The sequence below is a fragment of the Actinomycetota bacterium genome (assembly GCA_041658565.1).
Taxonomy (GTDB): Bacteria; Actinomycetota; AC-67; order AC-67; family AC-67; genus JBAZZY01.
This window is the reverse complement of sequence record JBAZZY010000009.1, coordinates 41152-61515: the sequence shown is the minus strand read 5'-3', so window position 1 is coordinate 61515 and position 20364 is coordinate 41152. Positions and strand designations below refer to the sequence as shown.

The 20364-nt window shown below is 65.3% G+C and carries 23 protein-coding genes and 1 tRNA gene; 15 read left to right on the top strand and 9 right to left on the bottom strand.

The features are described from left to right. Positions 1–58: 58 nt before the first annotated feature. Positions 59–1246, bottom strand: coding sequence for a nucleotide disphospho-sugar-binding domain-containing protein (locus tag WDA27_06960; GenBank protein MFA5890675.1), 1188 nt, complete (start codon positions 1244–1246; stop codon positions 59–61). Positions 1247–1354: 108 nt separating this feature from the next. Between WDA27_06960 and WDA27_06955 the strand changes: the two genes are divergently transcribed. The 9 genes from WDA27_06955 to WDA27_06915 all read left to right on the top strand — a co-directional run bounded on the left by WDA27_06955 (position 1355) and on the right by WDA27_06915 (position 9194). Continuing rightward, positions 1355–1750, top strand: a complete 396-nt coding sequence (locus WDA27_06955) for a helix-turn-helix transcriptional regulator (GenBank protein MFA5890674.1) — start codon at positions 1355–1357, stop codon at positions 1748–1750. Further along, a complete protein-coding gene (gene modA, locus WDA27_06950) occupies positions 1747–2505 on the top strand; it encodes a molybdate ABC transporter substrate-binding protein (GenBank protein ID MFA5890673.1) in 759 nt (252 codons plus the stop codon). Before WDA27_06955 ends, modA begins: the two co-directional genes overlap by 4 nt. A gap of 25 nt (positions 2506–2530) precedes the next feature. After that, positions 2531–3283, top strand: coding sequence for a molybdate ABC transporter permease subunit (modB, locus tag WDA27_06945; protein ID MFA5890672.1), 753 nt, complete (start codon positions 2531–2533; stop codon positions 3281–3283). After that, entirely contained in the window at positions 3280–4368 is a 1089-nt protein-coding gene (locus WDA27_06940) for an ABC transporter ATP-binding protein (GenBank protein ID MFA5890671.1), read from the top strand. Before modB ends, WDA27_06940 begins: the two co-directional genes overlap by 4 nt. Before the next feature lie 87 nt (positions 4369–4455). After that, positions 4456–5097, top strand: coding sequence for an MBL fold metallo-hydrolase (locus WDA27_06935; GenBank protein MFA5890670.1), 642 nt, complete (start codon positions 4456–4458; stop codon positions 5095–5097). Beyond that, entirely contained in the window at positions 5097–5921 is an 825-nt protein-coding gene (locus tag WDA27_06930; GenBank protein ID MFA5890669.1) for a carbohydrate ABC transporter permease, read from the top strand. Before WDA27_06935 ends, WDA27_06930 begins: the two co-directional genes overlap by 1 nt. Next, the gene (locus WDA27_06925) at positions 5906–7192 is read left to right on the top strand and encodes a sugar ABC transporter substrate-binding protein (protein ID MFA5890668.1); all 1287 of its coding nucleotides are present in this window, start codon (positions 5906–5908) and stop codon (positions 7190–7192) included. The genes WDA27_06930 and WDA27_06925 overlap by 16 nt, the downstream gene beginning before the upstream one ends. Beyond that, positions 7192–8274 (top strand): ABC transporter ATP-binding protein, encoded by a 1083-nt coding sequence (locus WDA27_06920; GenBank protein ID MFA5890667.1) that lies wholly within the window; start codon positions 7192–7194, stop codon positions 8272–8274. Before WDA27_06925 ends, WDA27_06920 begins: the two co-directional genes overlap by 1 nt. Further along, positions 8274–9194: a sugar ABC transporter permease gene (locus WDA27_06915; GenBank protein MFA5890666.1), complete on the top strand. Its 921-nt coding sequence runs from the start codon at positions 8274–8276 to the stop codon at positions 9192–9194. The genes WDA27_06920 and WDA27_06915 overlap by 1 nt, the downstream gene beginning before the upstream one ends. A gap of 129 nt (positions 9195–9323) precedes the next feature. Here WDA27_06915 and WDA27_06910 read toward each other — a convergent pair whose 3' ends face one another. The 4 genes from WDA27_06910 to WDA27_06895 all read right to left on the bottom strand — a co-directional run bounded on the left by WDA27_06910 (position 9324) and on the right by WDA27_06895 (position 12797). Then, positions 9324–10565, bottom strand: coding sequence for an acyl-CoA dehydrogenase family protein (locus tag WDA27_06910; GenBank protein MFA5890665.1), 1242 nt, complete (start codon positions 10563–10565; stop codon positions 9324–9326). 319 nt (positions 10566–10884) lie between these two features. Then, positions 10885–11391, bottom strand: a complete 507-nt coding sequence (locus WDA27_06905) for a GNAT family N-acetyltransferase (GenBank protein ID MFA5890664.1) — start codon at positions 11389–11391, stop codon at positions 10885–10887. Then, positions 11388–11660, bottom strand: a complete 273-nt coding sequence (locus WDA27_06900) for a DUF1778 domain-containing protein (GenBank protein ID MFA5890663.1) — start codon at positions 11658–11660, stop codon at positions 11388–11390. The genes WDA27_06905 and WDA27_06900 overlap by 4 nt, the downstream gene beginning before the upstream one ends. Before the next feature lie 288 nt (positions 11661–11948). Next, entirely contained in the window at positions 11949–12797 is an 849-nt protein-coding gene (locus WDA27_06895) for a hypothetical protein (GenBank protein MFA5890662.1), read from the bottom strand. 621 nt (positions 12798–13418) lie between these two features. Between WDA27_06895 and WDA27_06890 the strand changes: the two genes are divergently transcribed. The 4 genes from WDA27_06890 to WDA27_06875 all read left to right on the top strand — a co-directional run bounded on the left by WDA27_06890 (position 13419) and on the right by WDA27_06875 (position 17137). Further along, on the top strand, positions 13419–13910 hold the full coding sequence (locus WDA27_06890; protein ID MFA5890661.1) for a sigma-70 family RNA polymerase sigma factor: 492 nt from the start codon (positions 13419–13421) through the stop codon (positions 13908–13910). After that, positions 13897–15102: a hypothetical protein gene (locus WDA27_06885; GenBank protein ID MFA5890660.1), complete on the top strand. Its 1206-nt coding sequence runs from the start codon at positions 13897–13899 to the stop codon at positions 15100–15102. Before WDA27_06890 ends, WDA27_06885 begins: the two co-directional genes overlap by 14 nt. A gap of 398 nt (positions 15103–15500) precedes the next feature. Continuing rightward, positions 15501–15833 carry a helix-turn-helix transcriptional regulator gene (locus WDA27_06880; GenBank protein MFA5890659.1) on the top strand — a complete coding sequence of 111 codons (333 nt, stop codon included), beginning with the start codon at positions 15501–15503 and terminating at the stop codon, positions 15831–15833. After that, entirely contained in the window at positions 15833–17137 is a 1305-nt protein-coding gene (locus tag WDA27_06875; protein MFA5890658.1) for a type II toxin-antitoxin system HipA family toxin, read from the top strand. The genes WDA27_06880 and WDA27_06875 overlap by 1 nt, the downstream gene beginning before the upstream one ends. A gap of 135 nt (positions 17138–17272) precedes the next feature. On the opposite strand, the gene WDA27_06870 is transcribed toward WDA27_06875, so the two are convergent. The 3 genes from WDA27_06870 to WDA27_06860 form a co-directional block, all read right to left on the bottom strand. Continuing rightward, positions 17273–17348 (bottom strand) — tRNA-Ala (locus WDA27_06870). 91 nt (positions 17349–17439) lie between these two features. Continuing rightward, positions 17440–17592, bottom strand: a complete 153-nt coding sequence (locus WDA27_06865) for a hypothetical protein (GenBank protein ID MFA5890657.1) — start codon at positions 17590–17592, stop codon at positions 17440–17442. Continuing rightward, the gene (locus WDA27_06860; GenBank protein MFA5890656.1) at positions 17558–17998 is read right to left on the bottom strand and encodes a gamma-glutamyl-gamma-aminobutyrate hydrolase family protein; all 441 of its coding nucleotides are present in this window, start codon (positions 17996–17998) and stop codon (positions 17558–17560) included. The genes WDA27_06865 and WDA27_06860 overlap by 35 nt, the downstream gene beginning before the upstream one ends. 182 nt (positions 17999–18180) lie before the next feature. Here WDA27_06860 and WDA27_06855 point away from each other — a divergent pair, with 182 nt between their 5' ends. Together WDA27_06855 and wecB are read left to right on the top strand one after the other, a co-directional pair. Further along, positions 18181–18801, top strand: coding sequence for a hypothetical protein (locus WDA27_06855; protein MFA5890655.1), 621 nt, complete (start codon positions 18181–18183; stop codon positions 18799–18801). Between the two features lie 91 nt (positions 18802–18892). After that, the gene (gene wecB, locus WDA27_06850) at positions 18893–20032 is read left to right on the top strand and encodes a UDP-N-acetylglucosamine 2-epimerase (non-hydrolyzing) (GenBank protein ID MFA5890654.1); all 1140 of its coding nucleotides are present in this window, start codon (positions 18893–18895) and stop codon (positions 20030–20032) included. Here wecB and WDA27_06845 read toward each other — a convergent pair. Beyond that, on the bottom strand, positions 20006–20350 hold the full coding sequence (locus WDA27_06845; GenBank protein ID MFA5890653.1) for a VanZ family protein: 345 nt from the start codon (positions 20348–20350) through the stop codon (positions 20006–20008). The genes wecB and WDA27_06845 overlap by 27 nt on opposite strands. Positions 20351–20364 lie beyond the last annotated feature (14 nt).

Below are 20364 nucleotides of genomic sequence, written 5' to 3'. Positions count from 1 at the left end.
TCCGAGCGTCGCGAACCGTCAACGCCGGTCGAGAGTCGACCGGGGGGTCTTCCAGGTGTTACGCGGGCGCGGCGGTGCGCGCGAAGAGTTCCTCCAGCAGATCCGCCGCGCGCGCGGGGCCGTCGTACTCGGCGGCCTCGACCTGCAAGCGGCGCGCGGCGGTGCGGAACCGCGGTTCGCGCAGTATCCGGTCGAGCGCGCGAGCGATCTTGCGCGAGCTATGACCCATCACGCGCAGCCCGGCACCGGCGCGCTCGACGCGGTAGCCGTTCTCCCGCTGGTCGCCGTGACCGGGCACCACCAGCACCGGCACCCCAAGCGACAAGCTGCGGGCAACGATCCCGTGGCCGCCGTTGCACAGGACTGCGTCGCACTGCGGAATGACCTCGTCGTGCGAGGCGAACTCGACGGCGACGATGTGCGACGGTAAGTTGGCGGGAATCTGCGCGCGCCCGGTCGTGATGATGGCGCGCACGCCGAGCTTTCGCACCGCCTCGACGGCCGCGTGCAAAGCTTTGCCTTCGTCGTGCGCGGTCGATGTGGCGACCAGCACCAGCGGTCCCTCGCCGGGCGGCGGCATAACCGGCTCGCCGGGAGCGTCCCACAGACACGGCCCGACAACCACTGCGTTCTCCGGCCAGTCGGCGCGTGGAATCTCCAGGGAAGGAAGCGTCGCGACGAGCACGAGGTCGGCGGCGGTGTGCGCGACGATGCGGTCGGTCGGCGCCAGGCCGAGCTTCACGCGCACCTCGTTGAAGGAGGCGCGCGCGCGCTCGAGGTCGCGGATGTTCAGGCGCTTGAGCCACTCGTCACGGCGGCGACGAATCGGATCGCGCGACGGTGGATACCCCCAGCCGAAAGGCGGCAGTTCTCGCGAAGGAACCGCCAGGCTGTGAATAGACAGCGTTGCATACGGGATGCCGCACATCTCGGCCGCGACGCCGGGTCCCAGGGTCAGCAAGTCGTTCACCACCAGATCGGGCTTTAGGCGACGCAGCAGCGGCTCGAACACCACGGCCATGGCGTGTGCGTCGGCGAAAGGCTGAAGGGCAGTCTGCGGGCTGCCGGCGGATTCGGGCATCTGGACGAACGCGCACCCGGCGCGCGCCGCGTCACCCTCGTGGCTGCTCGACGAAGAAAACGTTACTTCGTGGCCGCGCGCCGCAAGCGCGCGCGCAACGGCGAGCATCGGGTGCGCGTGCCCGGGTCCCCAAATCGAAGCGCAGACAACCTTCACGCGCGCCACGTTACCCCTCACAGTGGGAAGCCGCGAACCGGTCGCGCGCAACGGTTTCGAAAGCGATTCGCCAGGTTTTCCTAGCGACATCGGGGGACAACTCTCTATACTGGATTCATGGCCGACGGCTACCGCATCGGAGAAGCAGCAGCATTGCTCGGCGTGCGCGCCGAGACCATCCGCAGGTGGGAGCGCGCAGGCAAGATCCGCACGCTGCGTACGACCGGCGGACAGCGCCTGATCCCGGCGCCCGAAGTCGCACGTCTGCTTGCGAAATCGCGCACCCGCGCGCCGCGCGCCACCGCGGCAGGCAGCGCGCGCAACCGCTTCGCCGGCGTCATAACCGCGATCAAGCGCGACAAGATCGTCGCCACGGTCGAGATCATGGCCGGGCCTCACCGCGTCCTCGCGCTCACGACACGCGAAGCGGTGGACGAAATGCGACTGCGCCCGGGCATGGAGGCCGTTGCGACAATCAAGGCGACCAACGTGGTCGTGGAGTTGCCGGTATGAGGCGCGCGCTCGCTGCAACCTTCTTTGCCGCAGTGCTCCTGACCGCATGCTCCTCGATACCCGGCGCGCGCCGCGAGATCGTTGTTCTGGCTGCCTCATCGCTGGCTTCCGTCCTGCCGCAGGCCGGAGCCGTGTTCGAACAGACGCATCCGGGCACCGCGATCCGGTTCAGTTTCGGGCCGTCGAGCGGCCTCGCCACGCAAATCCAAAACGGGGCCCCGGTCGACGTGTTCGCTTCGGCAAGCGAGCGATGGATGGATGCCGTGGCAAGCAAACCCGGAATCGAAGACCGCACGATCTTCGCTCGCAATCGCCTGATCGTGATCGTTCCGGTCCAAAACGCGCTCGGCCTGGCGAAGTTCGAAGACATCGCTTGGGACAACGTGCGTCTGGTGCTCGCGTCCGAGGGAGTTCCCTCCGGCGACTACGCACGATCCGCCCTTCGCCGGGCGGGCATCTACGACGCGGCCATCGCAAACTTGGTTTCAAACGAGTTCGATGATCAAGCCGTCGTCCAAAAGGTCGCTGCGCGCGCAGCCGACGCCGGCATCGTCTACGCGACCGACACGAGTCTGTCCGACGTCCCGCCGGTGAAGGCCATCCCGATCCCCGACCGCGTCAACCTCGTCACGCCGTACAGCGTCGCGATCGTGTCAGGATCCTCGCAGTCGGCGCTCGCGCGCGAGTTCATCGCGTACCTGCTCGGACCCGGACGTTCGATCCTGACGAAGGCCGGGTTCCTTGCGCCGGAATGACGGTTCCGGGCGAGCAACGGCAGCCTTGGCGGTCCCCGGCCTCGCGTTCGTGCTGATTCCCCTGGTGGCGCTCGCCGTGCGCGCGCCCTGGAGCGATGCAGCCTCTGAACTCACCGGCCCCGCAGCGCGCGCGGCCCTTTTGGTCTCGGCCGAGGTGAGCATGGGCGCGACCGCGCTTTCGCTTCTCGCCGGTCTCCCGATTGCGTGGATGCTCGCGCGCACTCCTTTGCGCGCGCGCGCCGCCGTGCGCGCGATCGTGATGCTGCCGATGGTGCTGCCCCCGATCGTGGCCGGCGTCGGACTGCTCGAAGCCCTCGGGCGTTTCGGTTTGCTCGGCGGATTGCTGGCGCGCGCCGGAATCACACTCCCCTTCACAACGGCCGGGGCCACCGTCGCCGCCGCCTTCGTAGCGATGCCGTTTCTCGTGCTCTCACTGGAGTCCGGACTGCGCGCGCTGAACCCTCGCTTGGAGTCGGCCGCGCACACTCTCGGGGCCTCTCGCCTTTACGCCCTTCAACACGTAACGCTGCCGCTGCTGCGCCCGCATCTGTTCGCAGGGATCGCGCTCGCGTGGGCGCGCGCACTCGGGGAGTTCGGTGCCACCATCACCTTCGCGGGCAACTTGCAAGGGCGCACGCAGACGCTCCCGCTCGCGGTGTTCGAGACGCTGCAGACCGATCCCGGCGGCGCGGTTTTGCTGTCGGTCGTGATGTTGGTCGTCGCCGCGATCGTGCTCGGGTTAACCGGCGGACGACTGATCGCGGAGAGCGCGCGGTGAACGGTCTCGACGCACGCGTACAAACCGTTCGCGGTTCCCTCACGATCGATGTGGAACTCGCAGTCGAGCCCGGCCGCACCGTCGCGCTGCTCGGGCCGAACGGAGCCGGGAAGTCCACCGTCGTTGCCGCGCTCGCGGGCCTGCTGCCGCTCAAGGCCGGCTGGATTCGTCTCGACGGAACAACCTTGGAGGACCCCGCAATCGGCGCGTCGGCTTCCCCGTCGCAACGACCGATCGGCACCGTATTCCAAGACCTGCTCTTGTTTCCCCACCTGAGCGCGCTCGACAACGTCGCGTTTCCGCTGCGCGCGCGCGGCATCGCACGCACCCAGGCGCGCGCGCGCGCCGGTGAACTCCTGGAGCACATGGGAATCGCGCACCGGGCGCGCGCCAAGCCGTGGCAGCTTTCCGGCGGCGAAGCGCAACGCGTCGCGCTGGCGCGCGCCGTCGTTCACAAACCTCGCTTGCTGCTGCTCGACGAACCGTTGTCGGCGTTGGACGTGCGCGCGCGCGGCGAGATCCTGCATCTGGTTCGATCTACGCTGGCCTCCTTCGAGGGCGTCCGCGTGGTCGTCACCCACGATCCTCTCGAAGCCATGACGCTCGCAGACGAATTGGTGTTGATCGAGGACGGCCGCGTGACCCAGCGCGGGACCCCTGAGGACATCCGCCGTGCCCCCACGACTTCCTATGCCGCCGAACTCGTCGGGGTGAACCTATTCCGCGGACGACTAGTTCCAGCCGACGCCGGGGTCGGCAGGCTCGACACCGCAGACGGCATCTTGTTCGTCGCGCTGCCCGAGCCCGAGACGCTGGACGACGTACTCGCGCTGGTGCGCCCCACCGACGTTTCGCTGTTCCGCGCGCGCCCGGAAGGCTCCGCGCGCAACGTGTTGGAGGGACCGATCGAGTCGATCACCGTCTCGGCAGACCGCGCGCGCGTGCGCATCGGCTCCCACCCCGGCGTCGTCGCAGAGATCACACCGGGGTCGGTGACGCGCCTCGGACTCACCGAGGGCGTCCACGTCTGGGCCTCATTCAAAGCCGTCGAGGTGACCCTGGTCGCCGCCGGGAGTTCCGACTAGGACGCGCGCGCCGGTAGACTTTGTGCGTCGATACGCTGGAACGGCAGTGCCCTGCCGCGCGACGCGGCTCGGAAGGAGGGATCTCCCGTGCTCGACGCATTCACGTGGTTCAAGCAGTCATCGCTGTTGTGGCGTGGCAGCCCGACCGTCTACATCGACCCCTGGGGGATTACCGACGGCCAGCCCCCGGCCGACCTGATCCTGCTCACGCACGCGCACTTCGACCACCTGTCCGAAGTCGATCTCGCGAAGATCACAACAGACGGGACCGTCGTCGTCGCCCCACACGACATCGCCGCGCAACTGACGCGTGGAGACGTGCGCGCCGTCAGGCCGGGCGAGAAACTCGAGGCAGCCGGGCTTCAGATTGAGACGGTTGCCGCTTACAACGTCAAACCCGATCGCCTCGACTTCCACCCACGCGACAACAACTGGGTCGGGTACCTTGTGCCGCTCGGCGCGCACCGCTACTACTTCGCCGGAGACACCGACCACACCCCGGAGTTGGACGAGGTCAGAGCCGACGTTGCGTTCGTGCCGATCGGTGGAACGTACACAATGGACGTCGACGAGGCTGCCGGCGCAATCAAACAGATCCGCCCCAAGCTCGCAGTGCCGTACCACTTCGGGTTCGTCGTCGGCACCGGCGGTGACGGTGAACGCCTCGTAAAAGCAATTGCGCCGATCGAAGGCGCAGTCCTTTCGCCGATGCACCCCTTCGAGCTGTAGTGAGCCGGCTGCGCAGGCTCGCGTGGCCGGCAACGGCGCTGGCGGTCTCCGTGGCATTTCTGCTCCCGCTGGCAGTCGCTATCGCAGGTTCATTCCGCGGCGAGGGGCTCCCTCCACCGCGCGGGATTGAGATTCTTCCGGCCACCGCATCGCTCGACGGCTATCGCTCGGCGTTCTCGCTCGTCCCTTTGGCGCGCGCGCTGGCGAACTCCCTGGCAATCGCCGCGATCGCGGTCCCGCTCGCCGTCGGCATCGCAGCCCTGGCCGGGTACGCAATCGCGCGCGCCGGACGACGGGCCCGCGGACTCGGCCTCGGTGTGCAACTGGGCCTGTTGCTCGTCCCTGTAAGCGCACTGTGGCTTGGGCGGTTCGCGATCTTCAGCGGCCTCGGCGTCACCGACACTTGGATCCCACTCATCGCCCCGGCGCTCATGGGCGGCAGCCCGCTCTTCGTTCTGCTGTTCTGGTTGGCCTTCCGCCGGATTCCGTCCGACATCTTCGACGCGGCGCTTCTGGAGGGCGCGTCGCACGCCCGAGTATGGAGGCGAGTGGCAATGCCGATGGTTCGCTCGACAACGGCGGCGGTGGGGTTGCTCGCATTCTCGCTGTCGTGGGGCAACTTCATCGACCCACTTCTGTACCTGAACTCCGAGCACCTCTACACTGCGCCGCTGATGCTGCGCTCGCTGGAACAACTCGGCCCGACTAACTGGCCGGTCGTGCTGGCCGGCGCAACCCTGGTGACGCTGCCCGCTCTGGCCGCCCTCTCGCTTGCGTTGCGCGCGATCGCTCCACGCCGAGGAGGATCATGGATCGGAAGCTAGCCCGCCATGTCGCGGTACTCGCGCTGGCGGCGATCCTCGCCGCATGTTCGTCGACCCGGACCGAATCGGTTCGGCTGCAAATATTCGGCGATCCCCAAGAAGCCGAGGCTTACCGCACGCTGATTTCAGCCTTCGAGAAGGACCACGCCGGCACCCGAGTGCAACTCGTCGTTGTCGGTAGCCAGAAGGACCACATGGCAAAACTGGCAACAGGCTTCACCGCCGGCAACCCGCCGGATCTTTTCCTTCTGAACTACCGCCGGTTCGGCCAATTCGCCGCCAAGGGAGTCCTCGAGCCGCTGGGCGACTTGCTGACCAAGCAGATGCGACCGGGTCTCGCCGAGTTCTACCCCCCGGCCGTAGACGCGTTCCGCTTCTCGGGGCGCGTCGTGTGCCTGCCGCAGAACATCTCGACGCCGGTCGTGTACTACAACACCGCGCTATTCGCGCGAGAGGGGATTGCGCCGCCTTCACCGGGGTGGGACTGGGACGAAATGCGCGAGAAAGCGCAAGTTCTCACGGCCGACACCAACAACGACGGCCGCGTGGACGAGCACGGGCTCGGGTTCGAACCGAACCTGAACCGCGTCGCACCATTCGTCTGGCAAGCCGGCGGCGAGATCGTGGACGACCTCGAACATCCGACGCAGATGAGTCTGCTCGATCCCCCGGCGCTGGAAGCGCTGAAGTTCCTTGCCAACCTTCAGCACGGCGACCGCGTGATGCCGACGCTCGCCGAGGTCGAGTCCGAAGACATCGAGTCGCGCTTCGCCAACGGCAAGCTCGCGATGATGATCGACAGCCGGCGCGCAACGACGGCTCTGCGTCAAGTGAAAGGACTGGAGTGGGATGTCGCTCCCCTCCCTGTGCATCCCAAGGTTCGGCGCGCGGCGGTGATGCTGCACTCCGACGCGTATTGCATGGCTCGTGCATCCGACCACCAGGACGCCGCCTTCGCGTTCGTGCGCTTCGCGCTCGGCATTCAAGGCGCAACAATCATGGCACGGACGGGACGGACTGTTCCGTCGCTGCGTGCCGTCGCCGAGAGCGAGGCGTTCCTCGACCCGTCGCAGCCTCCGGCCTCCGCGCGAGCTTTCCTCGACCAGATCCCCGTCATGCGGCGGTCCCCCAACATCGCGGTGTGGCACGAGATCGAATCCAAGGCCGACCCCGTCATCGAGGAGTGGTTCTACGCGACCGAACCTCCGGAGTTCCTCGGGCTCGAGATCGACGTCGCCACCCTGGATCTTCTGCAACCCAAGCCGGACTAATGGCAACGCTCTCGCTTCGCCAAGTCGCCAAGTCCTACGGCGTGACGCCGGTCGTCGGTGATCTCACCCTTGAGATCCCCGACGGCGAGCTGTTCGTCCTCGTCGGACCTTCCGGGAGCGGCAAGTCGACCATCCTGCGACTGATTGCCGGCTTGGAGCGGCCGAACGCCGGCGAGATCCAAATCGGCGACCGCGACGTTACACGCCTGGACGCGCGCGCGCGCAACGTCGGGATGGTGTTTCAAAGCTACGCGCTGTTCCCCCACATGGACGTTCGCGAGAACATCGCGTTCGGGCTGCGCGCGCGCCGCATCCCCGACGCCGATATCGCGCGCGCCGTCGCGTCGGTCGCCGAAGCCTTGGACATAGCCGCACTGCTCGACCGAGTGCCGGCGAATCTCTCGGGCGGGGAACGTCAGCGCGTGGCGCTCGCGCGCGCCCTGGCACGCAACCCCGATGTGTTGCTGATGGACGAACCCTTGTCGAACCTCGACACGCCGCTGCGCGCGCAAACGCGCGCCGAAATCGTGCGACTGCAATCGCGCTTCGGCACCACGACCGTGTACGTCACGCACGACCAGATCGAAGCGCTCGGCATGGGGCATCGCATCGGCGTGCTTCACGACGGATCGCTCGAACAGGTCGGCTCACCGCAAGAGATCTACGAGCGCCCGGCGACGCTGTTCGTTGCCCGCTTCATCGGAAGCCCTGCGATGAACGTGCTGCGCGCGCGCGCGTCCGGCTCCACGCTGCTGGCAGAACCGGTGCGAGCCGCCCTCGCTCGCGCCGTCGCCCCGACAGACGTACTCGCAGGGATTCGCCCCGAGCACGTACACGTCGAAGGGTCGCGATGGTCGGGACGCCCGGACGGCGCGCAGACCTTCCAGGCCTGCGTCGATCTCGTTGAATCCGCCGGCGATCAAGTGTTCCTGACGCTGTCGGCCGGAGAACACACCCTGGTTGCGCGAGTGGAGCCGTCGTTTCGTCCGGCGCCGGGCAGCAACGTGCAGGCCTGGCTCGACCCGAACCGCGTGCACCTTTTCGATCCGGACACCGAGCGCGCGCTGACCCCAAAGAGCTGATGGGGCGCACATCGCGATCGGCCGGCCTCGCGTGGTTCATCGCACCGGCGCTCGCAGGTGCCGGCGCGCTCGTCGTCGTTCCAGCCTTGTTTACCCTCGTGCTGGCCTTCACTCACTACGACGGGCTTTCGATGCCGCGCGCGGCCGGCTTCGAGAACTTCCGGCGCATGTCGCACGACGTGTTGTTTTGGACTTCACTTCGCAACTCGCTGATCTTCGCCGGGCTGGCAGTCCCGGCGCGTCTGGCCGTCGCGCTTGGAGTGGGGTTACTCGTCGCCCCCCGTCGCGCGGGAGTCGGCGCCGCGCGCACCGCGGTCGTCGCCCCGACCTTCGTCCCCGACGTCGCCTACGCCCTGCTGTGGATGTGGGTGTTCAATCCGCTGTACGGACCGCTCGCCGCGGGACTGCGATCGATCGGGTTGCCGGGAACCGAGTGGCTACTCGGCCCGTGGGGCGCGCGCACGTCGGTCGTCATCATCAGCCTGTTCCAGGTCGCCGAGGCGATCGTCGTTGTCGCCGCGGTGCGCAACCAAATCCCGCGCGAACTGTACGAGGCGGCCCTCGTCGAAGGGTCCTCGGCATGGCACACGTTCCGACGTCTAACGCTGCCGCTGCTGACACCCGTCCTGGTGCTGCTGGCGGCCCGCGACGTCGTGTTCGGCCTGCAATCCACGTTCGTGCCGGCACTCGTTCTTACCGAAGGGGGCCCGAACTACGCAACGACGTTTCTGCCGCTGTACACGTACCAAAACGCGTTCGAGTTCCTTCGCTTCGGTTATGCGGCGGCGATGACGATCGTGATGTTCGCGGTAACTGCCGCGATGATCGCCGTGATGCTGTACGGCGCGCGCCTGCGGCGCGCGCCGCGTGCTCGACGATCGCACAAGACACAAACGCAGGAGGCAGGCCATGTCCGCTGACTCAACCACGCGGGGGCAACGACGCCGATTCGGGACCCCGTGGGTAGGACACCACAACCACCGGCACCCCGCGTTGCGCGCGGTGCACGACGAACGAACCCTCCTCCTCGGGCCGGACGACAAAGCGCCCTACTCGTAGACCTTCTCGTCGGCAGCGTCGGCGTTGACAGCATCGGCTTCGTAGTCGCGCAACGCCGGAGCCGCGCCCGACTCGCGATACCACTCGTGGCCGATGATCGTGGACATGATCTCGTTCGTGCCGGTCCAGATCGAGGCCAGCCGCATGTCGCGATACATCCGCTCCAGCGGGAACACGTTCGTGTAGCCGATCCCGCCGACCACTTGCATCGCGGTGTGCACGACCTTTTGCGCGGTCTCGGTTGCGAACTTCTTCGTCTCGCTCGCCATGCGGCGCGCGCGCGCCGGATCCTGGCCCGAATCGACTGCGCGCGCCGTCGTGTAGACAAGCGCGCGCGCAGCATCCAAGAGCATGACTGCCTCGGCGATTTGGAAGCTGACGCCTTGGAACTGACTGATCGGGCGTCCGAAGGCCTTGCGCCGAGTCGTGTATGCCGTCGCGATGTCCAGCGCCGGGCGCGCGGCACCCAGCGTCATTGCCGCCGTCGCCAGACGCTCGGGAATCATGATGCTCTCGTACACCGCGTATGCCCCGCCGGGCTCACCCAGGACGTTCTCCTTCGGGACCTTCACGTCCCGAAACACCAGACGACCGGTTCCGCCACCGCGACACCCGAGTAGTCCGTACAGGTATTGCACATCGACGCCGGGACCGCGTTCCACCATCAGCGTCGTAAGTCGCTTGTGCGCGTGAGTGTCGGGACGGTTGTCGGTGCGCGCATAGACCAAGAAGTGATCGGCCCCCTCGGCGCCCACGATGAAGCGCTTCTGACCGTTGAGCACGTAGTGGTCGCCGCGATCCTCAGCGGTCGTCGTCGCGCCGAACAGATCCGACCCACCGCGCGGCTCGGTCAGACACTCCGCGCCGACCTTGGTGCCTGCGATCATGGGCGCCAGATACTTGTCGCGCTGCGCGTCGGTGCCGTGGCGAAAGAGCCCTTCTCCGACAACTTCCGAGCCGACGCCGAACAAGCACCCAAAGATCAGCCCGAGCGTGCCGACTTCCTCCGCGGCCATGCACGTGGTCACCCAGTCGGTGTCGCGGCCGCCCCAGCGCTTGGGGTATCGGCTCCCGAGCAGCCCCCGGCGACCGGCCTCCTGCAAGAACTCCACGGGGAACAGGACCTTCTCCTGGTCCATGTCCAAGATCAGGTCGCGCGGCACCCATGCGACGAAGTCGCGCACCTCATCCCGCAGCGATTGCTGCGAATCCGTCAACAGAAAGTCGAACATCGCCTGTCCCTCCCCGCGCCTGGCGCCCGTCTCGAGCGTCGCCAGCCTACGACACCGGCGAAGAACCCGGCAGGGTCGCGCGGCACCATCGGGGGGTGCACATGTCATGGGGCAGCAGACTGGACGGCGATCCTCCAGTGCGCTCGGGAGGCGGATCGCAGAGGCGCGACGCGCCGGCGGGTTATCCCAGGCCGCCCCAACACGAGCGATCTCACTCGATCATCTTGGAGCCCCACACGACACAATCTGGTGGAGGTGGCGGGACGATGTGCGAACCGGATTCCCCTGCGCAGGGGCCTGCGCCCGGGTGGGTCCGCCGTCACGGCCATGGGCTGCCGAGAGCCTTCGCGACCGTACTCAGCTTCATGAACAGCCGAGACGGCTCGAGTGACGATCGCTCGAAATCGTGATGTTCGTAAAACCTCACTGCCCTCTCATCGATGGCATCAACCACGACGAGCTTGCCACCCGCAATCCGGGCCGCCTCCAAGATGGTTTCGAGAGCCCTCACGAGCAGTTCGCTCCCCAGTCCATGTCCCTGCAACCGACGGTCGAGCGCCAACTTGGCAAGCAAGATGGCCGGGACATGCCTCGGAGCACCGCCGCCGAGGCCGCGAGGAACGTCCTCCCGGGCGACAAGATGCGGGGCGATCGCGAAGTATCCCGCCACGGTCGCCGCTGCCTGGTCGATGAGGACGTATGTGCGCGTGCCCTGCCCCTTGGCAAGGCGGGCATGAGTCTTGAGCCAATCCGTCAGAGACGCGTTCCCGCACTCGAAACCCGCGGGATCATGATCGTCGCGCAGCGCCTCGACGCGGTAGGTCACCGGATGCGTCCATGTTGCCGTGCCTTCTTCGCGGCTACCGTCAGGCGCGGTGCATCCTCAGCGCGGTCGATGGCGGCGAGGAGCCGATCGAAGTAGTCGGCTGGAAGCATGGTGGTGGTCTGGGCCGAGATCACTTGCTCGGCCCTCTCGGTCGCTGCTGCCACCATGAAGGAAGACAACGACTGACCCTCGAACGCGGCCGCTCGTTCAATCAGCTTTCGTTCCTGCGAAGATAGACGCGCTTCTACCCGCTCGGTCTTGGTCGCCATCGGCGCCTCCTCCGTACAAAGTCCCGTACCGGCACATTGTACGGAGCGATGACGCGCGGCGCAAGGCGCTACGAAGGAAGGTGGAAGCGGAAACTACAACGATGTGCTTCTCGTGGTCCTGAGTGGACGACTCTCGAACCACGGATTTCGAAGGGAGTTGCAGTCGGTTTACCAGGGAAGATGAGGCGGGAGGTCCGTTCCGATCGCTCCATGAACCTTGGCTCGGGTCGTCACTTCATGCGCCGCGGAATCATCGCTCGCCATGCAGCATCGGAGCGGGACACTCAGTCACTCCCCGCGTGAAACGATCTCAGCGCAGCGCGCCCCGACTGCAAGATGCAAGATCCTCCCGAGGCTCTTGTCGCGCTCGAATTCCGGGAAGTACGTACCGCGCACCCTCTTGGGTTCGAGCAGTTCCAAGAACGCGCGCTTTGCCTTGCTCTCGTCCTCCTGAGACAGAACTCCGAAGGCATGGCCTGGCGGATCGATAAGCGAGATGCAAGGGACATCCGTGAGGCCGTCCCCCGTGTAGAACATGTTTGCAAAAGGAACTCGGCGCGCATCTTTCTTCACGTCTTTGTTCACCAAGTAAGGATTCTTTGCAGACTGCTCGGGCGCGATTCCCTTGTTGATCTCGAAAACGTATCGCGTCTTTTCCGTGAAAGTGACCGCCCGCTTGATATGCCGAAGTACCCCAGCCTCTTCGTCCAGTTCGCAGGCGTATACGTGGCGAAAATGCTCTTGAACAAATGGAACCCCATCGATCAACGCCCGCAACCCGCCGGAAATGACGTAGAACTCAACTCGAGCATTCGGCAGGATTCCCGACGCAGTTCCATGGATTTCGTCAAAGAAGGCGGGCAGCCCCGAATACGCGCGATCATTCAATCCTGCCCCGAACGCAGTCAGATCCGCGTTTGTAAGCAGACCTAGGGGTCGCCCTTCACCAACGAGAGCGAGAAAACACTTCAGCCATGCAAGGGTGGCGTCATAACCCTGTGCGACGAGCGGCGCGACGTGTTCAGTCCAGAACGCATCAGCGTCGATACCGCGGCTTTTCAAGAACAGCGTCGTTGTGTCGGGGACAAGAGTGTCGTCAAAGTCGAATATCAGCGCTAAGACTGGATCGCCCGCCATACCGCGAACTCAGCGCCGATCAGCGGTTCGCGCCGCCCTTGCAAGCTTCGAGTCGCCCTTCGCATCTGATGGGGACGGGACCCCTCTGGAAAGCTCCACCAACTTGGAAATCACCGCATCCGCCGTGGGTCTAATCTCGTTCTTTCCCGTAACGCCCGGCCCGCGCCCCTTTTCCGCCATCTCGAGTCCCCTTCCTCGTCACCGCTGGACTCTACACGGTGGGTACGACAGGGCCACGGTCGCGGGGAGGAACTCGTTGCGCGGTTCGAACGTCGTCACCCTGTTGATCGCGTCCTACCCGGCAAATGTGTCTGGAAGATCGGGCTGTGGTCCTGAGTGGACGACTCTCGAACCACGAGTTTCGGGGGGAACTAGTCGTCGTCCACCAGGGAGGACGAGCGGTTGAGACCGTTCCGATCGCTCGACTCAAGCACGCATCAACGGCTTGCTAAGGCCGGCCGGCGTTCGGTTCAGTCCCGCCGGCCCTCGGCCAAAGGACGTGGACGCGAGCGGCACATGCCCGGTGCCTCATTCATCTGCGGCCCTCTTGGGCCTCAGAACGCGAGCAAGGGTGTAAACACCGGAGGTGTCCACCGGGTGTTACAGGGCTGGGAGGTGAACGTGCGCGACGGCGTACCCGCCGATCTGTCCCTCGTGTTCTTGTCCGAATATCCCCGGCTCGTTGGAACGCTGTATCTGATGGTTGGCGACTTTGCCTCCGCCGAGGATCTCGCGCAGGAAACGTTCCTCCGCGCGCTTCGGCACTGGAGCAAGGTGGCCTCCTATGACCAGCCTGCTCTGTGGATTCGACGAGTTGGCTTCAACCTCGCGCTGAATGCGAAACGCGACCGACGCCGGATCCGCGAGGTCATGCCCGAGGAGCAAGGAGTTCAACCCCAGTTCAATGACCCAGAAATCGCACACGCATTGAGGGCGTTGCCGGCACAACAGCGCGCAGCAGCGATCCTTTGTCTGGTCGAGGACAGACCCGTCGCGGAGGTGGCAGGAATCCTGGCCTGCGCGGAGTCGACGGTTCGGGTCCATCTGCACCGGGCCCGCAAGCGATTGTGCAGGATCCTCGGCGAACCGGAGGCCAGCGATGTCTCTAGATGAGAGACTCCGTGACCTGCGAAGGACCGGCGGAACTCCCGACGCGGCGGCGGCCCTTCTTCGCTTTCGTGAGCGCGCGCGCAAGTCACGGATGCACCGCATGCTCGGAACGTCCCTGCTGGTTCTCGGCCTCATCGCGGGAGGGATCGGCGCAGGGACATATCTCACCAGGATTACCAAGCCGAGCTTCGTCCGCCCTTCGGTGGGAGAACCTGGGCCGCTTTCGAGCGGATGGCGGACCTACGTAGACCCTGAGCGCGGCTGGAGCATCGAGTATCCGGACGGCTGGCATGTCCAAAAGGATTATGGGGACGACTTCGAAGACGCGCACCGCGGCGTGCTTATCTCGAACCTGGACCGCGATCTTCAGCATCCGGATCTCGGTCCAAACTCACGCACCAGCGCATGGGACTTCAGAGGAACGCCGACGGACGTGGTAGTGGTGAACTTCGGTTACGACGGCACAGGACCGAGGTCAACGAACGAACCGGACACGCGCCTTCCGTTGTCGTTTGACGATCTCAAGGAAACCCCCGTCCCCACGGACTCGAGCTACGGCGCTCCCACCCCTTTGTTCAAGCGCGTCATTCACAACGCGGATTCGAAGTACTCCGTGCGCGTGTGGATCGGCGACGAAGCCACCGATGCTCAGCGCGAGGCGGCGAAGCGGATGGTCGAGTCGATCGCGTACCGCGACTCGGCTCCGGGAAACTACTACGACACCGAGTTCCGCTGGAGCTTGCGGTATCCGACGAACTGGCACGCGCAACCCTTCAACATGCTGAGCAGGATCTGGGTGCGAGGTGTTGTCCTCAGCAACGTAGACCATGAGTTCACGCACCCGGGCGGCGCAACAGCCGGGACTACGGCCTGGGATTTCACGGACGCGCCAGACAACTTGGTTGCCGTTCAGTTTCAGCATTCCGCGGGAGGTCCGGCACCCCGGGCGACGCCCCCGCCGGATACCGACTTCCCCCTCACGATCGACGGAACCGCGCCTTCTGCACCCACGCGTGGCGCAGGCACTTATGCCGCCCCACCGGCAATCGTCATCCCCGTGACCGCGCATGGCGAGAGTGGGTTCAGCGTCCTCGTGTGGTTTGGACCCAAAGCGTCAGAAGAGGACAAGCGACTCGCGAGCGAGATTGTCGCGTCGATCAGATTCGATTCGATCGCAGACCCGGTCAGCCCTTGATCGACATCGACGGGTCCGAACGGCGTCACCCAGTAGCGCGTCCTGCAACGCCGGACCGAGCCGCGAGCCGCGGTGCGGTGGAGGTGAGCGGACACTATTCAAAACATTTCGAGGCGCTGAAAGCGCTGGTAGATGGCGGTGCTGCGTGATCACAGCGATGTTGGGGCGTCCGATTTGTCCACGACGACGGGTACGCGCCAAGCCCCGACAGAGGGGGCCGCGCCGCGTCTTCTGGAAGCGACTGGTCTCTTACGCAGTAGAATCTTACGCGTTAGACCATCAGAAGCATTCTACTCACAGATGTCTAGGGATTCCACGGTAATACTTGTTCCTCCGTCTAATCAGTAGTATTCTGAGAGTTGTTGAGAGTACAACAACTATCCTGGAGGAACATAGAAGTGAACCGCAGCTACGTGACGATCGGTGAGTTGGAGGTGATCCTCGGCGAGCAGCTCCGGGCAGCACGGATAGCCGCAGATCTCGACCAGGCGCGGCTCGCGGGGCTGGCGGACGTGTCTATCGGAGCGCTCTCCAACATCGAACGAGGCAAGGGTTCCTCCCTCAAGACGCTGGTCGCTGTGGTCCGGGCCCTTGGACGCACGGATTGGATCGAGACTCTGGCACCGGCGGTGACTGTCTCCCCGATGCAGATGCTGCGGGCCAAGCAGAAGACGCCTCGCAAGCGCGTGCGGGTACGGGCAAGCGACCTCCGTTCGAGTCCAGCGCCCTGATGGCGTACGAGCCGGTCGGGCTTGTCGAGGTTCGCTGCTGGGGCTCACGGGTTGGCGCGCTAGCGCTCGACGACCGGTCCGGGTTCTACGCGTTTGAGTATGCGCCTGCGTGGCTCGGTTCAGGCGTTGAACTTGCGCCCACCACGATGCCGGCAGCGCGAGCCAAGGGGCCATTCATCTTCCCGACCTTGCCGCCCGACACGTACCACCGGCTGCCCTCGATGGTTGCCGACTCCTTGCCGGACGACTTCGGGAACGCTCTCACCACGGCGTACCTCGCGAACGAGGGTGTGCAGCCTGCTCAGATCACACCTCTAGACCGTCTGGCATACCTCGGAACACGCGGGATCGGCGCCCTCGAGTTCCATCCGATCCGCGGACCGCGGACCCGCAAGGCGACGGCGATCGACTTGTCGGAACTCGTCGTGGCGGCGCGCAGCGCGCTCAGCGGACACATCCGATCCGAGGAAGGCATGGCCGATGCGATCTCGCATCTGATCGCTGTCGGCACGTCCGCAGGCGGAGCCAGGGCGAAGGCAGTCGTCGCACTGAATCCTGAGACAGGCGAACTGCGATCCGGGCAGGTGGCCGCCGATCCCGGTTTCGAACACTGGATCTTGAAGCTTGATGGGATGGGCGCCGACTTCGACCTCGGCGCGTCTGGAAACTTCGGTCGGATCGAGTACGGCTACCACCTTATGGCCACGGTCGCCGGCATCGAGATGAGCGAGTGCCGCTTGCTCGAGGAGGGCGGACGCGCCCACTTCATGACGCGCCGCTTCGACCGCACCCCCGAGGGCGACAAGGTGCACGCGCAAACCCTGTGTGCCCTTGGCCAACTCGACTTTCGACGGATCGGCGCTCACGATTACGCGCAGCTCTTCCTTCAGATCGAGCAACTGGGATTGGGTCCGGACACTCGCGCGGAGGCGTTTCGGCGGATGGTGTTCAACATCGCGGCGGCCAATTGTGACGATCACACGAAGAACTTCACCTTCTTGCTACCACGCGATGGTGAGTGGGCCTTGTCCCCGGCGTACGACGTCACGCATGCGCACGCCCCTTCGAGTAAGTGGACCCGCCAGCACCTGATGTCCGTCAACGGACGTTCTACCGGAATCACGAAAGCGGACGTGGCCGAGGTCGGCGATCGATTCAGCGTTCCCTATGCGACGGACATCGTGGGGCAGGTGCTCGAAGCCGTCGGCAAGTGGCCCACCTACGCAGGCGAGTCCGGCGTGCCCCAGGCCACGGCAGACCAGGTCGCGCGCGACATAGAGACGTGGTCGGCACCCCTTCGCTGATGACACCGCGGCCACGCTCTCAGCTTTCGAAGTGCTCGAGACTCGGACTCGCGCGCGAAGCGATGAAGCACGGCAGACCATCTAAGGATGGGTGAGCGGCGAGGTGTTTCGGATAAGAGGACGTGGACGCGAATCTGGTGGAGACGATGGGACTCGAACCCACGACCCCCGGCTTGCAAAGCCGATGCTCTACCAACTGAGCTACGTCCCCGGTCGCTTGAATTGTACGCGGTGCGCGCCGACCGCTTATACCACGAAGCGCGCGGTGCGACCCGCGCGCTTCGGAAGCCTGATTCGCGTCCTTAGGAAATCGGCTTCGCCTCTTCCCAACCGGACTCTTCCTCCGCGGCCTTGCGCCTCTTGAGGATCACCGTCGCGGCACCTGCCGCGGCCAGCAACATCGCGAAGCACTTCTTCTTCTTACCCTTCTTCTTTGGGACTTCTTCTTCGCCCATGACCCCTCCCTTTGTTGGGACCGGCACCTCGATCATACGGGGCGCGAGTGCGCGGGCTCAACCGGCCGTCGAGCACAGCGCAGCGAAGCGCCCGAGGATCGCGTCGCGCGCCGGCGGCGGCCGCCAGCAATTGCGCACCCAGACACACACCCAGAATCGGGACCTCGGCGCGAAGACATTCAGCAATCAGACTCAATTCGGCCGCGCGTGTGGGGAAGTTCTCGTCGGAATACGCCGAGGCCGGACCGCCCATCACGACGAGACCCGCGAGGTCGCGCGCGCGCGGCAGCGGTCCCGACTCCCAATCGGCCCTATGTAACATCCAGCGCACGCTGGCCGCTCTAAGTGCATGCGCAATCGAATGAGGCCCCTCAGGATCGAGGTGTTGGATCACCAACACGGACATATCGGGCCGCCGACTCGAGTGCATTTGTGCTCACAATATGGCTTTTCAGCGCGAAACACTGGATCAATCAACGGAAAGAGTGTATACGAAGTGTGGAAAAGTTTCGGAATCCCTCGGTCCGGCGCAAGGCGACGGTCGAGGCGACCTCAATCCGAAGCCCACGAACGAGAGGGAGGGTCGGTATGAGAAAGTTGTTCCGCGTTCTGCCGGTAGCCGCACTATCGATGGCGCTGGTGGGGTTAACCCCAATGAGCGCGCATGCGCTCAGCTTTGGGCTCTCCGACTCGACGCCTTCCGCGGGTCAAGTTCTCCTCGTCACCGGCGGCGGCTGCACACCGAACGGTGACGTGGTCGTGGGCATCGGATCCATTCTGCTCCGCCAAACGACGACGGACGAGTCCGGCGACTTCCGAACCACTGTGCGCATTCCCGTCTTCGCATCGGCCGCTCGGCACACCTTCATCGTTGCGTGCGACAACACCTACCCGCCCGGAAGCACCGCATCCGTCGAGTCCGACATTTACGTGCACCACGCCCTTCGCATCTTCGGTCGGGCGGTGCGTGGGCACTTCATCTACATGCGCGGTACAGGCTGCGTGCCCAACTCCTCAGTACGCCTTCGCATCGACGGTAGGGTTCTGCTCACCAAGCAGACGCTGTCGACGGGATCGTTCTCGCAGCGCATGGCCATCCCGCGGGCTACGAGTCTGGGAGTACACAAGTTCTATGCGCTGTGCGCGCAGAAGGACTTGCCGCAAGCAACTCTCCTTCTCGGGGTACGCGCGCGCGTTTACGCCTCCTAGCCACCCAGCCAAGCACGGGGCAGGCATCGCGCCTGCCCCGTTTGCTTTCCCCGGTTCACCTCACTGCCGCCGCGCTGGTAGCCTGCGACGGATGCCGAAGATCCTTGTTTCCTACGGAACGCGGCCAGAGGGCATCAAGCTGGCGCCCGTCATCCACGAGTTGCGCGCGCGCGCCGGCGTCGATGTTGTGACACTCAACGTCGGCCAGCACGGCGCAATGCTGGACGAAACCATGGATGCCTTCTCAATCGCTTCGAAGCACCGACTCGAGGTGATCTCGCCCGGCCAAACTCTGGACGATCTGACGGCGCGCGCCCTTCCCCCGATCGGACGAACGATTTCCGGCGAGCAACCCGACATGGTGATCGGGCAAGGCGACACGACCACCGTGTTCGTAACGGCGCTCGCCGCCTTCTACCACCGCGTTCCATTCGCCCACGTTGAAGCAGGGCTGCGAACCCACATTCCAGACCTGCCATTCCCCGAGGAGATGAACCGGCGGCTCGCCACCGCTTTGTCGTCGCTTCACTTCGCGCCGACGACCGAGAGCCGCGCCAACTTGCTGCGAGAGGGCGTCGCCGACGAGTTGATCTCTGTCACCGGCAACACGGTGATCGACGCGCTCTTGTGGATGCTCGAGCAAGGGCCGGGGCCAGGCGCTGCTCTTGCACCGATCCTCGCGGACTCCCGGCGGCTCGTCGTCATCACCGCCCACCGGCGCGAGTCTTGGGGTGTCCCTATGGAAGAGATCGGGGCCGCAGTCACCGAACTCGCCGAAACAAGCCCGGACGTCCTTTTCGTCTTCCCGATCCACCCGAACCCTCGCGTTCGTGAGGCCTTCGGTCCGGCAATGCGCAGTCTGGGAAATGTGCAAATCATCGAGCCCGTGCCGTACACCTCATTCGTGCACCTGATGAAGCGGGCCGACCTTCTGCTGACCGACTCCGGCGGAATCCAAGAAGAGGCCGCCGCGCTGCAAAAGCCTGTGCTGGTCATGCGAGATGTCACTGAGCGTGGCGAGGGATTGGCGACCGGAACGTCCACGCTCGTCGGGCGAGATCGCTCCACCATCACCGGTGCCGTGCGGAGCATCCTTTCCGATCCGGTTGAGTATCAACGCCACGTGTCGCTGGAGAACCCTTACGGAGACGGACGCGCGGCACTACGGATCGCCGACCGGATCATTGCCTTCCTGGACGACCGGTCACGGGCGAACGGCGAGCTTTCCTAAGGCGCGACGCGACACCCGTTGGGCGATGAACACGGCCAACAACGCCCCGATCGCATCCGGGATTAGGTCGATCGGACTGGGCGTGCGGCCGGGAGTGAACATCTGGTGGATCTCGTCGGACGCCGCATACGCCACGGTCAACACAAATGCCGGCACGGCAACGTGGCGCGCGCCGGACTTCAATAGCGCGCGCCGAACCAGCGCGCACAGCAGCGCGTACTCGATGACGTGAACCGTTTTCGCCAGGACCACTTCGGCAGCGCCCCCGGCCGGACCCTGCCAATTGCGCGACGATCCAAAGAAGATCGCGCCCGCCATGACTGCCACCGGCC

Excerpts from the sequence above, each read along its gene's own strand:
- WDA27_06875 (MFA5890658.1), top strand. The coding sequence starts at position 15,833 with ATGGCGTACGAGCCGGTCGGGCTTGTCGAGGTTCGCTGCTGGGGCTCA.
- modA (MFA5890673.1), top strand. The coding sequence starts at position 1,747 with ATGAGGCGCGCGCTCGCTGCAACCTTCTTTGCCGCAGTGCTCCTGACC.
- WDA27_06910 (MFA5890665.1), bottom strand. The coding sequence starts at position 10,565 with ATGTTCGACTTTCTGTTGACGGATTCGCAGCAATCGCTGCGGGATGAG.
- WDA27_06925 (MFA5890668.1), top strand. The coding sequence starts at position 5,906 with ATGGATCGGAAGCTAGCCCGCCATGTCGCGGTACTCGCGCTGGCGGCG.
- WDA27_06855 (MFA5890655.1), top strand. The coding sequence starts at position 18,181 with ATGAGAAAGTTGTTCCGCGTTCTGCCGGTAGCCGCACTATCGATGGCG.
- WDA27_06915 (MFA5890666.1), top strand. The coding sequence starts at position 8,274 with ATGGGGCGCACATCGCGATCGGCCGGCCTCGCGTGGTTCATCGCACCG.
- WDA27_06845 (MFA5890653.1), bottom strand. The coding sequence starts at position 20,350 with ATGGCGGGCGCGATCTTCTTTGGATCGTCGCGCAATTGGCAGGGTCCG.
- WDA27_06895 (MFA5890662.1), bottom strand. The coding sequence starts at position 12,797 with ATGGCGGGCGATCCAGTCTTAGCGCTGATATTCGACTTTGACGACACT.
- WDA27_06860 (MFA5890656.1), bottom strand. The coding sequence starts at position 17,998 with ATGTCCGTGTTGGTGATCCAACACCTCGATCCTGAGGGGCCTCATTCG.
- WDA27_06920 (MFA5890667.1), top strand. The coding sequence starts at position 7,192 with ATGGCAACGCTCTCGCTTCGCCAAGTCGCCAAGTCCTACGGCGTGACG.
- WDA27_06885 (MFA5890660.1), top strand. The coding sequence starts at position 13,897 with ATGTCTCTAGATGAGAGACTCCGTGACCTGCGAAGGACCGGCGGAACT.
- WDA27_06955 (MFA5890674.1), top strand. The coding sequence starts at position 1,355 with ATGGCCGACGGCTACCGCATCGGAGAAGCAGCAGCATTGCTCGGCGTG.
- wecB (MFA5890654.1), top strand. The coding sequence starts at position 18,893 with ATGCCGAAGATCCTTGTTTCCTACGGAACGCGGCCAGAGGGCATCAAG.
- WDA27_06900 (MFA5890663.1), bottom strand. The coding sequence starts at position 11,660 with ATGGCGACCAAGACCGAGCGGGTAGAAGCGCGTCTATCTTCGCAGGAA.
- WDA27_06865 (MFA5890657.1), bottom strand. The coding sequence starts at position 17,592 with ATGGGCGAAGAAGAAGTCCCAAAGAAGAAGGGTAAGAAGAAGAAGTGC.